Genomic DNA, 13,158 nt, shown 5'->3' with positions numbered 1-13,158 from the left:
ATGAAGGCCCTGCACATCATCACCGGCCTCGGCGTCGGCGGCGCCGAACAGCAGCTCCGCCTGCTGCTGCGGCACCTCCCCGTCGACTGCGAGGTGGTGGCCCTCACCAACCCGGGCACCGTCGCCGACGGGCTGGTCGCCGACGGCGTCCGCGTACACCACCTCGGCATGGGCGGCAACCGCGACCTGCACGCACTCCCCCGCCTGGTCCGCCTGATCCGCGCGGGCGGCTACGACCTGGTGCACACCCACCTCTATCGCGCCTGCGTCTACGGCCGGCTCGCCGCCCGCCTCGCCGGCGTCAGGGCCGTGGTCGCCACCGAACACTCCCTCGGCGACTCCCAGATGGAGGGCCGGAAGCTGACCGCGGGCGTCCGCGCGCTCTATCTCGCCAGCGAGCGCCTCGGCTCCGCCACGGTCGCCGTCTCCCCCACGGTCGCCGACCGTCTCAGACGCTGGGGCGTGCCCGCCCCACGCATCGAGGTCGTTCCCAACGGCATCGACATGGCCCGTTTCCGCTTCGACCTGTCCCGGCGCCACCTCACCCGCAGGCGCCTCGGCCTGCCGGAGGACGCCTACGTCGTCGGCGGGATCGGCCGGCTCACCCCGGGCAAGCGCTTCGACGTCCTCATCCAGGCAGTCGCCCGACTTCCCGGCGACCACTGGCTGTTGCTGGTCGGTGGGGGCCCGGAAGAGAGCGTCCTGCGCCGCACGGCCCACGAGGCCCGCGTGGCCGACCGCGTCCTGTTCACCGGCGAACGCCCCTACGTCCCCGACGGCTCCCCCGGCCCCGACCTGCCCTCGCTCACCTCCGCGATGGATCTGCTCGCCTCGCCGTCCCTGGAAGAGTCGTTCGGGCTGGCAGTCGTGGAGGCCCTGGCGTCCGGCCTGCCCGTGCTCTACGCCTCCTGCCCGGCGATCGAGGACCTGCCCCCGAAGTCCGCCGCCGGTGCCCGGCGCGTGCACGGCGGCCCCGAGGCTTACGCCCGTGCCGTCGCCGAGGTCCGCGCGGCCGGCCCGCGGCCGCGTACGGTCCCGGACGCCGCCCACCGCTACAGCATCACCCGCAGCGCCGCCCGGCTCATGGACGTGTACGCGGCAGCGGCGTCCAGCTCGTTGTCCCGCTCACCTCAGGGAGTCACTTCGTCATGACCGACAACCCCACCCGACTCCGCCGGCTGTTCGGCCGGCTGGCGCGCACCGGGCCCCTCCCGCCCTGGTTGCCGCTCGCGGCCGGCGCGCTCGTCGGCGGCCTGCTCGGCGGTGCCTACGGGCAACTCAGGGCCCCGACGTACACGGCCACCAGCTACATCGTCGTCGTACCGACCGAAAAGTCCGACACGGCCTCCGCACTCGGCTTCGCGCAGGCGTACGGTCGGGCCGCCACGCAGCTCGCGGTGCTCGGGGACGCGCAGGTGTGGGCGGGCGTGCCGGTCCAGACGCTGCAGCGGAACGTGCGGACGGCGACCTCGCCGGACGCGCCGGTGGTCGCCGTCTCGGCCAGCTCCGCGCGCCCCGGCCGCGCCGCCGACATGGCCAACGCGGTCACCCGCGCGCTGACCCGGCGCGCGAACGCCACCAAGGGCAGCACCCACGTCGGCCTCGTCCAGTTCACACGGGCGGTGCGGCCGACCGAGCCGACGTCCGCGTCGCCGACGGTGACCGGTGTCGTCGGCACGAGCGCGGGCGGTCTGCTCGGCAGCCTGGTGCTGCTCGTACGGCCCCGGAAGGCCAAGGAGGAGGCCGGGCGCTCGGCATCCGTGCCGGGCCCGGCCGTCGCCGCCGACATGCACGGACAGCTTTGAACCCTCGTGCCTGCGAACAAGAGGGGTTTCTGGCTCACGCCGCTCGTTCGCTCGGCGAGCGAACGAGTCCTACGCGATCAACATCAGCCGGGTTGGAACCAGCCCGGTTCCCCCATGACGGGAGGTTGCTGTGCCGGCTTGGCTCTCGCGCCGCACGCGCCAGTGGTACCGGACGTGTGCACGGATCACCCGGTGAGTCCCGCATACTCCACCGAACTCGTCACCGACGAGCTTGCCTTCGCCGAGCTGGCCCCGGAATGGGGGCGGCTGTACGGGCGCTGCGGCACGGCGACCCCCTTCCAGAGCCACACCTGGCTGCACTCGTGGTGGCTGTCGTACGGCAGACCCGGCCGGCTGCGGCTGGTGCTGGTGCGTGAGGGCGCCGAACTCGTCGCCGCCGCGCCCCTGATGCTCCGGCGCGGCCCGGTGCCCACGCTCGTACCGCTCGGCGGGTCGATCTCCGACTACGGGGACGTCCTCATCGACGACGAGCGGGCGGACCGGGCGGCCGCCGCGCTCGCCGAGGGACTGTCGGCCGTCGCCCGCACCGCGCTGATCGACTTCCGCGAGGTGCGGCCGGGCAGCGCGGTCGAGCGCGTCTACGACTGCTGGAGCGGTCCGCGCCTCCGGATGCGGGACTCGCTGTGCCTGGAGCTGCCCGCCCTGCGCATGGACGAGCTGGTGTCGCGTTTGCCGTCCGGCAAGGCCCAGCGAGTGCGCGCCAAACTGCGCAAGCTGAGGTCGCTCGGCGTGGAGCAGCACGTCGTACGGCCGGACGAGGTGGACGCGGCGCTGCGGCGGCTGCTCGAACTGCACCGGCTGCAGTGGCAGGGACGGAAGGTGACGTCGGAGCACCTGCAGACCCGCTTCTGCGAGCACCTGGTGCGCTCCGTGGAACCGATGGTGCGCTCCGGCCACGCGGTGGTCACCGAGTTCCGGCTCGACGGCGACGTGGTGGCTGTGGACCTGACGCTGCTGTCGCGGCGGCTCGCGGGCGGCTATCTGTACGGCGCCCATCCGCGTCTGCGGGAACGCAAGGCGGACGTGGCGGTGATGCTCCTCGACGCGTGCACCCGGCTCACGGGTACCAGCGGGCTGAGCACGCTGAGCCTGCTGCGCGGCAACGAGTCCTACAAGCACCACTGGCGCCCCGAACCGGTCGTCAACCAGCGGCTGGTGCTGGCCCGGCGGCGCACGGCCCCGCTGATGTGGCCGGTGGTCTGGGACGTGGCCGCGCGCCGGCGCGGCAAGGAGTTGCTGCGCCGCCTCCGGGAACGCGCCGGTGGCGGCGGGCCCGACCCAGGACCCGCCGTCACCGGCGGCCGCTATCGGGTGCGCGACCACCCGTCGAGGCGCAGGCACAGCCCCCCGCCGAGCCAATACTCGCCCAGGTTCAAGGGCGAGCAGCCCTCCGGGGTCGACACGGCGACGGCGGCGGTGACCGTGGCCAGTTCGTCGGCGCGGCCGAAGAGGACGGACCGATAGACCCGGGACGAACTGGGGTTGGCCGCGCACTGCCAGACACCATGCGGGCAGTAGTCGGTCAGCGCGTTGTAAAGCGGCTTGTGCTCGTCCATCCACGCGAGCATTCGGCGCATGTATTCGGCGTTGTCACCGTTGCGGAAGAGCCCCCATTCGGGATAGGAGATAGGCTTATTATGCGACTTTGCGAATTCCACATGTGCCTGAAGTCCATAGGGCTCTTTCACCTGCTCGTCGAACGAAAGCCCTCGCGGCTGGTCGTATGCATCCATTCCGATGATGTCGACCGTGCCGTCCCCCGGATAGCACTGCGTCCAGGGAACGGCGTCCCGGCCGCGGCTCGGCGCGAAGTCGAACCGGAATTTCTGGCCCGGCACCGAACGCATGGTGGTGACGATCCTGTTCCAGTATTTCTTCCAGGCCTCCGGGTCCGGCCCGCAGCGATGGGTGTACGTCATGCCGTTCATCTCCCAGCCGAGCACCAGCACCGTGTCCGGCACCTTCAACGCAACCAGCCGCTCGGCCAGAGCGCGGAAGTGGTGATCGAACTGCCCGGCCGCGCCCTGCCGCAGCAGCAGCCGGACCTCGGCGTCGGAGACACCCTCCTCGTTGCGCTCCTGCATGGGCACGTTGAGGACGAGCATCCGATCGTCCTTCTCCCTGCGCCAGTGCGCCCACACATCGAGGAAGCCGGGGGCACCCTCGATGTTGCTCCAGCGGTCGCCGGACAGATAGGTGTGGCCGACGCGCAGGTTGGCCCCGCCCAGCCAGCGGCCGAGGTGCGCCAGGTGTGCCACGCCCCGGGCTCCGGAGCCGAGGAAGGCACCGAAGGCTGGGCCCTTCCCGGGCGCCGGGGTCGTCGCCCCAGTGGCGGGCGACGCCGGCGAGGCCAGCTTCGCAGGCTCAGGGACGGGCGGGGTGAGGCGCACCGTCCCCGTTGCGACACCGGGACCGGACGCCAGCGCGGCCGAGGCGGCGATCGTCGCCGCGACGACCGCCAGCCACCGGGTCCGGGCCCGGCACTGCTGTGGGTCCATGCCTGCTCCTTTCTCCGCTTTCTGTCTTCTTCTGCCGTTGTTTCGGCTTTATTGACGCTCCGTCATATAAAGTCAGTCACATGAAATGGCAAATCGCCACTACCCCTACGGCTTTCGAGTACCTTGCTCGCCCACACGGGTGAGCCGACCGAAGGAATAAAGTCCGTGTCGCTGCTCGACACCCGCGTCCCCGCCGTTCTGCTGCGGATCGACCGGAATCCCTTTCACCACGGAACGCTGGGGGCCGTGCGCTCACTCGGCAGAGCGGGAGTGGAGGTGCATGTGATCGCCGATTCCACGGGAAGTCCCGTACCCAGATCGCGTTTCGTACGGCAAATGCATCCCCCGCCGCCACCCGGGGCTTCCCCCCGCGACATCGCCGTCGCGCTGCGCCGGGTTGCCACCCGGATCGCGTGTCCCGCCGTCCTGGTCCCGATGGACGACGCGAGCGCGGTCGCCGTGGGCGGCATGCGCGAGGAACTCGCGCCCTCCTATCTACTGCCCGCCGCGCCCGGCGCGCTCCTCGAACGCGTCGCCGACAAGTCCGAACTGGCCGCCGTGTGCGCGTCCGCGGGCATCCCGCATCCCGTGACGCTGGTCCCGGACAGCCCGGCGCAGGCCGCCTGCGCCGCCTCGCAGCTGGGTCTGCCGATGGTGGCGAAGTGGAGCCGGCCCTGGCTGCTGCCGGCCGACAGCGGCCTGCGCAGCACAGTGCTGGTGGACTCCGCGCAGCAGGCCCGGGAACTGTATCTGCGCACCGAGGAGGCCGGCAGCCCGCTGCTGCTGCAGAAGTATCTGCCGCCGGGCGCGGACCGCGACTGGTTCTTCCACGGGTACGCCGACCGCTCCGGCGCCGTGCGCGGGGGCGGCTGCGGCCGCAAGCGGCAGGCCTGGCCGCGCGGGGCCGGGCTGACCGCGGTCGGTTGCTGGACGCCCAACCCGCAGGTGCAGGCGTTCGCCGAGCGGCTCACCGGCGAACTGGGCTACCGGGGCGTCTTCGACATGGACTTCCGGCGCTGCGGCGCGACGGGCCGCTACCACCTGCTCGACTTCAACCCACGCCCCGGCGCCCAGTTCCGGCTCTTCGCCGACACCGCCGGGCTGGACGTCGTACGCGCCCTGCACCTCGACCTGACGCACCGTCCGCTGCCGGAGGGGGCGCCGCTGGTCGGGAGGGCGTTCGTGGTGGAGAACTACGCGCCGCTCGCCGTGCTGCGACCGGCACCCCGCGGGCGCGAACTGGCCTGGCACGCCCCGGACGACCCGGCTCCCGGCCGGGCGATGTTGGCCCTGTGGTGCCGCCATGTGTCCCGCCGGCTGCGCGAGCGGCTACGCGCGGCCGCGACGGCACCCGCACCGGCGCGCGTGCTTCACCAGGCGACCGCGCCGTCCCTGACCGACGACGAGAAAGCGAGCAGTAGCTGATGTACGACCTGTTGGTGATGGGCGCCGGCCCTTACGGCCTGTCCATCGCATCCCACGCCGCGGCCGCCGGGCTGAACCTGCGCGTCCTCGGGCGGCCCATGGCGTCCTGGCGGGACAACATGCCCAGCGGCATGTTCCTGAAGTCCGAGCCGTGGGCCTCCAACCTCTCTGATCCGGACGGCCGTTGGCGTCTGGACGCGTACTGCGCCACCCAGGGCCTGACGGCGCGTCACGCGGAGCCGATTCCGGTGCCGACGTTCGCCGCGTACGGCCTGTGGTTCGCACGCAACGCCGTGCCCCAGGTGGACGAGCGCATGGTGAGCCGGGTTGCGGCCCACCCCGTCGGCTTCGAGGCGGTCACCGAGGACGGGGAGGCGCTGCGCGCCCGGACGGTGGCGCTGGCGGTCGGCGTCATGCCCTTCGTCGAGGTCCCGTCCCCCCTGCGCGGCCTGCACCCCGCGCTCGTCTCGCACAGCAGCCACCACAGTGACCTCGGCCGCTTTCGCGGCAGGGACGTCACGGTGATCGGCGGCGGCCAGGCGGCCCTGGAGACGGCGGCACTCCTCGCCGAACAGGGCACGCGGGTACGGGTACTGGCACGGGCCGACCGGCTGTGCTGGAACGACGTGCCGCCGCCCTGGCAGCGTCCCTGGTGGCAGTCGGCCCGCTCCCCGCACAGCGGCCTCGGCTGCGGCTGGCGCAACTGGTTCTACGCCGAGCGTCCGGGCCTCTTCCGCCGCCTCCCCGAGTCGTCCCGAGCCCGCATCGCGGCCACCGCGCTGGGCCCGGCAGGCGCCTGGTGGGTACGGCAGCGGGTCGAGCCGGCGGTGGAGGTGCTGCTCGGCCGCGAGGTCGCCGCTGCCCGTGCGGTGCCGGGCGGCGTACGGCTGGAGACGGTGAGCCGGAACGGGGAGCCGCGCCCCCTGGAGACCGAACACGTGATCGCTGCCACGGGGTTCCGGGCGACCCTGGACCGGCTCGGCCTGCTCTCCGCCGAGCTGCGCGGCAGCCTGGCGACGGCGGCCGACGGCTCCCCCGCGGTCGGGCGGAACTTCGAGTCCTCACACCCCGGGCTGTTCCTGGCGGGCCTGCCGACCGCCTCCGCGTTCGGCCCGGCCATGCGCTTCGTCCAGGGCGCGACCTTCACAGCGCCGACGCTCGTACAAGGGGTACGCCACCGACTGCGCACCACCCCGCCCGCCGGGACGGTCCCGGCACCGGTGGGCCGGGGACGCACAGAAGCACCGTCGGAGGTACGCCGCTGACGGAAAAGGTGGTTCCGGGTGCCGGACGCGGTTGGTCCGGCACCCGGAGCGGAGCACTACCAACGGGACGCAGCTCGGCCTCGTCGGTACAGGATGACGCCGCTCGTCATCAGCAGCGCGGCAACGCCCGAGCCCACGATCGCCAGCTCCCCATCGCCGGTGTGGGCGAGGGAGGGCGGCTGCGCCGGGGGTCCGGCGGCGGGTGGCTTCGCCGACGGCGTGGTGGGCGGGGTGGCCGGTGGCTCCGGTGTGAGCGGCGTCGCCGTCGGCGGAGGGGTGGTGGGCGGTGACGCCAGCGGCGTGGTGGGGGGACTCGTGGGCGGTGTGTCGCCGTCGCCTCCCGGTGTGTCCGGGTTGTCACCGTAGCCGCCGTCATCGTCGTAACCGACGACGCCGTCGTGACCACTGTCACCGTCGTAACCGACGACGCCGTCGTGACCACTGTCGGGGCCGTGGCCGCCGTGCTCGCGGCCGTCACCGTGGTCGGCGTCCTGGGCAGCACCCTGCGAACCGTGGGAGTCCGGCCCGCTGGTGCAGGAGTCCCCGTAGGACGGGCCGGGCGCGGCACTCACGCCGGTGGCGTGGGGGCAGGCGTTCGCGGGACCGTCCACCGGAGCGGGAGAAACGCTGGGGCCGGACAGGGCGCCGAGCAATACCCCCAGGGTCCCCTCGGAGGGCGAGTCCGCGAAGGCCGGGATGACGTACAGCGACAGGATGCTCGTCGCGGCGCCGGCCACGATCATTCCCCTGCTCAGGTTCTGTCGCAATCTAGTCGTCTTTCTGATCGAAGAAGTGGGAAAAGCCGGCCCGGGCTTCGGGTCGGGCATCACATGCCGACGCCGGCTGGGGCCTGGAAAGGGGCGGATCCGGCAGCGACTGCACAAGATCCTGCTCGCCGGACTGAACGCCGCGTCGCGGCTCGACCGGTCGCGCTGCATCGTCGACTCCGGCCACGTGCAAGCCCCAAGACTGTGTCCTACGTGCTGGGACATTGCTTCGGTTCCGAGCAGGCGGGGAGCGAACGGACTGGCTCGTCAGTTCTTCCCCCTCTTCCTACCGTTGCGCCGGGAAGCGGCTTCACGCCTGCCGTAGTTTCGTTGCCACTTGATTTTCTGGCTGGTCCAGTGATGGGATCCAGTGAAGTGCCAGTAGCGACAATCCGAGCATCGGTAGATACGGTCGGGGATTCTCTGTAACAGCGGCTGCTTGATCAGCCAGATCCTCGCCTCGAATTCAGTGCGGAACGATGCTTTCCCTGTCTCCGGACAACGCGGCAAGATGATCGTATCACTCATATTCCCTCCGAGGCGCGATTCGACTCACCTCCTCTTCAACAGAAGGATGGAATCGATGTTGCATCAGCAGGAAATCCCCCATCAAGCAGACGGCACCCTTTTGGGCGCACAACCACCGAAATTCACCCAAATAGCCCTGCACGGCAGCTGATGTGAATTACATTGATCGGATGACATTCGAGCGAACTCACAAGATGTGATTTCCGCCAGATCATCGACAAGCTCGCTGCATACCGCCGACGGATTAACGACCGAGCACACTGGTCGAGAATCGCACGATCAGCGAATCCAAAGCGCTGCCGGCCCACTGGGCATGAATCCGCGTTCACAGAAAACCGTCACTCCCGGACACCTGCAAAAGATTCAGCGGCCATCGGGAGGACGGCCGCTGCCGGTATTGCTTCGAATCTGCGTACACACGGAAGGATCCGCTTCTATTCAGGTCTTCTCGTCATCCTACGACTATGCCCCCGAAACGACTTTCTGCCTGCCTGGTTCCGCCTTCCAGACATTCCGGGCTGGCCCAAAAAATGAAATCCATTGAAATTCCAGTATCAGCAATGCGAATAGCGTTGGATCCAGTCCGGGATCTTTTCGATCAGCGGCTGCCTGATGAACCAGAACCTGCCTCGGATTCAGTACGGAGGAACACCTTCCCTGTCTCCGGACAACGCGGCAGGGTAATCGTTTCACCCATGGCCATCACCAAGGCGCGCTCGACACAACCCTCACGGAGACCACGACCCCCTCGGCATCGAGCCAGCGGTACGCCCGCCGGCGTCCAAGGGACAAGCCCCAGGACTCGCCCAGACTCGCCCCCTGAACCAGCCGCCGGACGGTCACCCGATCACTGGCGTTGACCGACCATCGTGCAGAAATTGCCGATATTCGTAACGCTGTCGCCGAGGACGGCGACCGGGGCATTGATCGTGATCAGGCCGGATTGGAATTGCTGTTCACAATCCAGAAGCTGCGCGTTGTCGATGGCAGTGTGGGGCGGGTCACCACCACAGTCCGCGGCCTGGGCGGCCCCGGTAGCCGTCAGGCCGACGCCGCCGAGAACGGTTGTCACCAGCATGACCTTCTTGAACCTGCGCACGCGTATCTCCATGTGTTGACTCGCGGCCACTACGAAACGTTGTGACCTCAACCAGCGCAGCAAAGGGGACGTCGAGCTCTTGCTGCCTCGACATCCCCTGTTCCGCGAATTATTGGCCCTCTTCCCTGCAGCCCGAGCCGACAGATTGATCAGGGCGTCCGGCGCGGCAAGGACTGAGGAGCGGGTCTCGCACTGGAGGTACGAGACCCGACTTCCCGGCGTCCTGGAATCAGTCTCCGACGGTCCCGATCACCGTGCAGAAGTTGCCGATGTTCTGCGAGCTGTCGCCGGCGACCAACCCCTTGACGGGCACGAAGACGGTGCCAGCGTCGAACGACTGCTCGCAGTCCACGTTCTGCAGGTTGTTGATGGCGACGTCAGGGAACGGGTCGTCGTGGTGGTGGTGGCCTCCGTTGGCGCTGGCAACCCCGCCGCCGACAAGGCCAATGCCGCCGACCATGAATGCTACGGCCGCGGCCTTCTTGAGCTTGTGCATCGCGTCTCCGATTTCTTCAGCACACGACCCTCCTTACGGACCGTGCCCGACTCGTCACAGACGATAACACACGCCTCTCTTAACCCACCATTCCCGACACACCCGATTGAGTGTCACTAATAGACTTATGTACCTTTTGGGACAACCAGTGCCGCTGGACCGCACTGCAGCAGTTGGCGACCGTTCCGGACAGGGCGGGGCCGGTCGCCGTGAGCAGACCGGCGCACAGGAGGCCTGGCGGGCGAGGACTCGAACCCCGGTTGCGTTCCGGGGTGCTGCCCGAGCGCGCGGTACGCAGGCGTTCGCGGACCGAAAGCTCCAGCACGTCCATCCGGCTGAGCCTCGGTTCGAAGACCGTGGAGGTTGCGAAACTCCCGCCGAACGCGGGCGGCAGTGAGGCAGCGGGTTCAGCGTGCCGCTCCCAGGCACGGCGAAGGTCTGCGAGCGTACGGACGAGCGGAGCTGAGTGTGGGCGGCGATGATCAGCCAGGTCCGGTCACACCGGCAGCGGGTCTGCGGCACCAGGCAGGCGGTCTACCTGCAGGCGCCACAACTGCCCTCGATTGACGGGCAGTTCACCGTCGTGGCCGATCCATGCGGAAAGGTGCCACGTGCGGGGATGGATACGGTCCCAGCCCATGGCATCGGCGAGCCCGTACCGCTCGGCGGCCTGCACCGTCGCCGCGTCCGGATCACCCCAGGTCTCGGGCTTGGCCAGACAACTCCGGCCCGCGCCCGGCGATCCGGCCGCCGTGCGGCAGCGCGGTGGTGCGCGTCACGGGCCGGTGCATCACCCGGTCCGAGCGCAGCCGGCCCAACGCCTCCACGGGCAGGTCGCCCAGGAGATGGGCCAGGCGCGGCGCGGCGCAGCAGGCCCGCAGGAGGCCGCGGTGGTAGCGGTGGGGCCTGCGCATGCTGCCGTGGACGCGACCGGAATCGCGCGGTACCGGGGCCAGTCCGGTGAAGCCGCCCAGCCGGTCCGGGGTGCCGAAGGCGGTCAGGTTGCCCCCGGTGGCGGCGAGGAACTCGGCACCAAGCCGGGGTCCCTGCCGGGCAGGCTCTCGATCACCTCAGCGTGGGGGTGCTGGTGAAAGCGGGCCTCGATGAGCGCATCCAGCTCGGCGATCTCTGCATCCAGGACCAGCACGCCCTCGGCGAGCCGGGCCACCATGGTGGCCGTCGGCTTCTCACCGGGCAGAGCGGTGTGCTGGGCTTCCGCTGTCGGGCCACTGGCCGTGAGGTGCAGAACCTGCTCCAGGGCCCGGGAAGATCTCCAGGAGTTGTTTCGCGCAGCCGGTTGATCTGCCGGGCGCGGTCGTTGACGAGGTCCAGGTGCCGGGAGGTAGGGATGCGCAGGTCTACGGCGACTTCGTCGCCCGGCCGCAGCAGTCCGAGATCCTGGCGCATTCGGACCTGGTCGGCGATGAGGTGGGCTCCTCGGAATCGGTCTTGCCCTGGCCGCGGTAGCCGGCCGAGGCATGGTGGACGGCCATGCCGACGTTGTCCTACGAATGATTCGGTGCGAGCCCGCGCCGGGACGCCAGGGCAAGCTGAGTCTGAGGAACATGTCGTGCGGCACGTGGTCCCACCGGTGGCCATCGGTCGCCCGAAGACCCAAACCAGAGTGCCTCCGACAGGTACTGAACAAGGACCTCAAATGTCCTCATTCGCACCGGTCGGAGGCACTTTCTGTTCGCACCCCGGAGGTTCAACGCTCCCCCGGGGCACAGTCACCCTCAGGCTGCTCTGCCGCCCGCTGGGTCCGTCGGTTCCCCGTGATGGGGCGTCCGACACGGCAAGGACTGAGGAGCGGGTCTCGAAACTGGAGGTACGAGAGCCAACTCTCCACGGCGTCCTGGAATCAGTCGCCGATGGACCCGATCACCGTGCAGGAGTTGCCGATGTTCTGCTGGTTGTCGCCGATGACCACCCCGGTGATGGGCACGTAGGCGAAGCCGCCGTCGAACGACTGCTCGCACTCCACGGGCTGCAGGTTGTGAATGACGGCGTCATGCGGGAACGGGTCGTCGTGGTGGTGGCCTCCGTTGGCGCTGGCAACCCCGCCGCCGACAAGGCCAATGCCGCCGACCATGACTGCTACGGCCGCGGCCTTCTTGAGCTTGTGCATCGCGTCTCCGATTTCTTCACGCACACGACCCTCCTTACGGACCGTGCCCGACTCGTCACAGACGATAACACGCGCCTCTCTTAACCCCTCATTCCCGACACACCCGATTGAGTACCACTCATCCAGTTATCTACCTTTTAGGACAATCGGAGTCGGACCGCACTGCAGCAGTTGGCGACCGTTCCGGACAGGGCGGGGCCGGTCGCCGTGAGCAGACCAGCGCAGAAGAGGCCAGGCAGCGAGGACTCGAAACTGCCGCCGAAAGCTCCAGCAGTTCCATCCGGTCGATACGTTGCGGCACGGCGCGGGGCGACGGCCCGGCGCCGCTCGACCCCCACGGAAGGGAACCCCACGTGCGCCTCCCACGCCTCCGGTCCGCCCTCGTCGCCGTCTGCGCCACGGCGGCCGTCACCCTCGCCGGCGCCGCCCCGGCCACCGCGGTGCAGTCAACTCCCGTACGGGCGGCCACCCTCGCGCCCGGCCTCGCGCCGCTCACCGAACTGTTCGCCGAGCGGCTGCTGTTGGCCGACAAAATGGCCGCCGCCAAGTACGGCACCGACACGCCCATCGACGATCCGGTGCGCGAGCGGCAGATCCTGGACGACGTCGCCGCGCGGGCCGTCGGCCTCGGGCTCGACCCGGACGCCGTGACCGCGGTCTTCCGCGACCAGATCGAAGCCAACAAGTTGGTGCAGCGCGGCCTCTACGCCCGCTGGGACGCCCACCCGGAGAAGCGGCCGATCGAGCGCCCCGACCTCGTCAAGGAGGTGCGGCCTGCGCTCGACCGGATGACCACGGAGCTGCTGGCCGCGCTGCGGGACACGGAAGGGCTGCGGGCCGGGCCGTCGTGCGGGCCGCGCTTGGGGGTGGCCGCGGCACGGTCGGCGCACGGGCACCGGCTGGACGCGCTGCATGTGAAGGGACTGGTGTGGGCCTTGCCGTCGGTGTGCGGGGGCTGAGCCGGCAGCAGCTCCAAGGAGACCTGATGAGCGCGTGTGTCTCCGTCCGGTGCATCCGGGCCCCCTCGGTGGGTCACCTGCCGCCTGTGTGTGGGGCGGCGCCTGTGACCGTGACGTGGGAGGGGGCCGGGGATGCGCCACGGAGCGTTGCGGATGGAGCGAAGCGG

The 13,158-nt window shown here is 69.9% G+C and carries 11 protein-coding genes and 5 pseudogenes; 7 read left to right on the top strand and 9 right to left on the bottom strand.

Annotated elements, in window-relative coordinates; all coding sequences use genetic code 11:
- The 3 genes and pseudogenes from ABZV31_RS18985 to ABZV31_RS18975 all read left to right on the top strand — a co-directional run.
- Positions 1 to 1,152, top strand: a complete 1,152-nt coding sequence (locus ABZV31_RS18985; protein ID WP_355894949.1) for a glycosyltransferase — start codon at positions 1 to 3, stop codon at positions 1,150 to 1,152.
- A complete protein-coding gene (locus tag ABZV31_RS18980) occupies positions 1,149 to 1,805 on the top strand; it encodes a lipopolysaccharide biosynthesis protein (protein ID WP_355894946.1) in 657 nt (218 codons plus the stop codon). Before ABZV31_RS18985 ends, ABZV31_RS18980 begins: the two co-directional genes overlap by 4 nt.
- Positions 1,806 to 1,997: 192 nt before the next feature.
- Positions 1,998 to 3,098: pseudogene (locus tag ABZV31_RS18975) on the top strand (GNAT family N-acetyltransferase); the annotation flags it as partial.
- A gap of 32 nt (positions 3,099 to 3,130) precedes the next feature.
- Here ABZV31_RS18975 and ABZV31_RS18970 read toward each other — a convergent pair.
- Positions 3,131 to 4,324 (bottom strand): glycosyl hydrolase, encoded by a 1,194-nt coding sequence (locus tag ABZV31_RS18970; RefSeq protein WP_355894944.1) that lies wholly within the window; start codon positions 4,322 to 4,324, stop codon positions 3,131 to 3,133.
- A gap of 165 nt (positions 4,325 to 4,489) precedes the next feature.
- Here ABZV31_RS18970 and ABZV31_RS18965 point away from each other — a divergent pair, with 165 nt between their 5' ends.
- Both ABZV31_RS18965 and ABZV31_RS18960 read left to right on the top strand, forming a co-directional pair.
- On the top strand, positions 4,490 to 5,749 hold the full coding sequence (locus tag ABZV31_RS18965; RefSeq protein ID WP_355894941.1) for an ATP-grasp domain-containing protein: 1,260 nt from the start codon (positions 4,490 to 4,492) through the stop codon (positions 5,747 to 5,749).
- Complete coding sequence (locus tag ABZV31_RS18960; RefSeq protein ID WP_355894938.1) at positions 5,749 to 7,014, top strand: NAD(P)-binding domain-containing protein; 1,266 nt, start codon at positions 5,749 to 5,751, stop codon at positions 7,012 to 7,014. The genes ABZV31_RS18965 and ABZV31_RS18960 overlap by 1 nt, the downstream gene beginning before the upstream one ends.
- A 56-nt stretch (positions 7,015 to 7,070) precedes the next feature.
- Here ABZV31_RS18960 and ABZV31_RS18955 read toward each other — a convergent pair whose 3' ends face one another.
- Entirely contained in the window at positions 7,071 to 7,757 is a 687-nt protein-coding gene (locus tag ABZV31_RS18955; protein ID WP_355894936.1) for a hypothetical protein, read from the bottom strand.
- 61 nt (positions 7,758 to 7,818) lie between these two features.
- Here ABZV31_RS18955 and ABZV31_RS18950 point away from each other — a divergent pair.
- A pseudogene (locus ABZV31_RS18950) lies at positions 7,819 to 7,962 on the top strand (IS5/IS1182 family transposase); the annotation flags it as partial.
- A gap of 1,194 nt (positions 7,963 to 9,156) precedes the next feature.
- Here the strand turns inward: ABZV31_RS18950 and ABZV31_RS18945 are convergent.
- The 7 genes and pseudogenes from ABZV31_RS18945 to ABZV31_RS18915 form a co-directional block, all read right to left on the bottom strand.
- Positions 9,157 to 9,408, bottom strand: a complete 252-nt coding sequence (locus tag ABZV31_RS18945) for a hypothetical protein (RefSeq protein ID WP_355894933.1) — start codon at positions 9,406 to 9,408, stop codon at positions 9,157 to 9,159.
- A gap of 229 nt (positions 9,409 to 9,637) precedes the next feature.
- A complete protein-coding gene (locus ABZV31_RS18940) occupies positions 9,638 to 9,904 on the bottom strand; it encodes a hypothetical protein (protein WP_355894930.1) in 267 nt (88 codons plus the stop codon).
- A 406-nt stretch (positions 9,905 to 10,310) separates the two neighbouring features.
- Positions 10,311 to 10,767, bottom strand: a pseudogene (locus tag ABZV31_RS18935) (transposase); the annotation flags it as partial.
- Positions 10,768 to 10,827: 60 nt separating this feature from the next.
- Positions 10,828 to 10,905 (bottom strand): annotated as a pseudogene (locus tag ABZV31_RS18930) (hypothetical protein); the annotation flags it as partial.
- Complete coding sequence (locus ABZV31_RS18925) at positions 10,902 to 11,075, bottom strand: hypothetical protein (protein ID WP_355895048.1); 174 nt, start codon at positions 11,073 to 11,075, stop codon at positions 10,902 to 10,904. The gene ABZV31_RS18925 and the pseudogene ABZV31_RS18930, both read right to left, overlap by 4 nt.
- Positions 11,076 to 11,248: 173 nt before the next feature.
- Positions 11,249 to 11,311, bottom strand: a pseudogene (locus ABZV31_RS18920) (hypothetical protein); the annotation flags it as partial.
- A 454-nt stretch (positions 11,312 to 11,765) separates the two neighbouring features.
- The gene (locus tag ABZV31_RS18915) at positions 11,766 to 12,056 is read right to left on the bottom strand and encodes a hypothetical protein (protein ID WP_355894927.1); all 291 of its coding nucleotides are present in this window, start codon (positions 12,054 to 12,056) and stop codon (positions 11,766 to 11,768) included.
- 329 nt (positions 12,057 to 12,385) lie between these two features.
- On the opposite strand from ABZV31_RS18915, the gene ABZV31_RS18910 reads away from it, so the two are divergent.
- Entirely contained in the window at positions 12,386 to 12,991 is a 606-nt protein-coding gene (locus ABZV31_RS18910; RefSeq protein WP_355894924.1) for a chorismate mutase, read from the top strand.
- Positions 12,992 to 13,158: the final 167 nt, after the last annotated feature.

This window comes from Streptomyces sp. NPDC005202, from assembly GCF_040608235.1.
Classification (GTDB): Bacteria; Actinomycetota; Actinomycetes; order Streptomycetales; family Streptomycetaceae; genus Streptomyces.
This window is presented reverse-complemented; position numbering and strand designations above follow the sequence as displayed.

What these genes read in the sequence shown, in the direction of transcription:
- ABZV31_RS18980 (WP_355894946.1), top strand. Translation starts at nt 1,149, where the DNA reads ATGACCGACAACCCCACCCGACTCCGCCGGCTGTTCGGCCGGCTGGCG.
- ABZV31_RS18940 (WP_355894930.1), bottom strand. Translation starts at nt 9,904, where the DNA reads ATGCACAAGCTCAAGAAGGCCGCGGCCGTAGCATTCATGGTCGGCGGC.
- ABZV31_RS18970 (WP_355894944.1), bottom strand. Translation starts at nt 4,324, where the DNA reads ATGGACCCACAGCAGTGCCGGGCCCGGACCCGGTGGCTGGCGGTCGTC.
- ABZV31_RS18955 (WP_355894936.1), bottom strand. Translation starts at nt 7,757, where the DNA reads ATGATCGTGGCCGGCGCCGCGACGAGCATCCTGTCGCTGTACGTCATC.
- ABZV31_RS18960 (WP_355894938.1), top strand. Translation starts at nt 5,749, where the DNA reads ATGTACGACCTGTTGGTGATGGGCGCCGGCCCTTACGGCCTGTCCATC.
- ABZV31_RS18925 (WP_355895048.1), bottom strand. Translation starts at nt 11,075, where the DNA reads ATGGTGGCCCGGCTCGCCGAGGGCGTGCTGGTCCTGGATGCAGAGATC.
- ABZV31_RS18985 (WP_355894949.1), top strand. Translation starts at nt 1, where the DNA reads ATGAAGGCCCTGCACATCATCACCGGCCTCGGCGTCGGCGGCGCCGAA.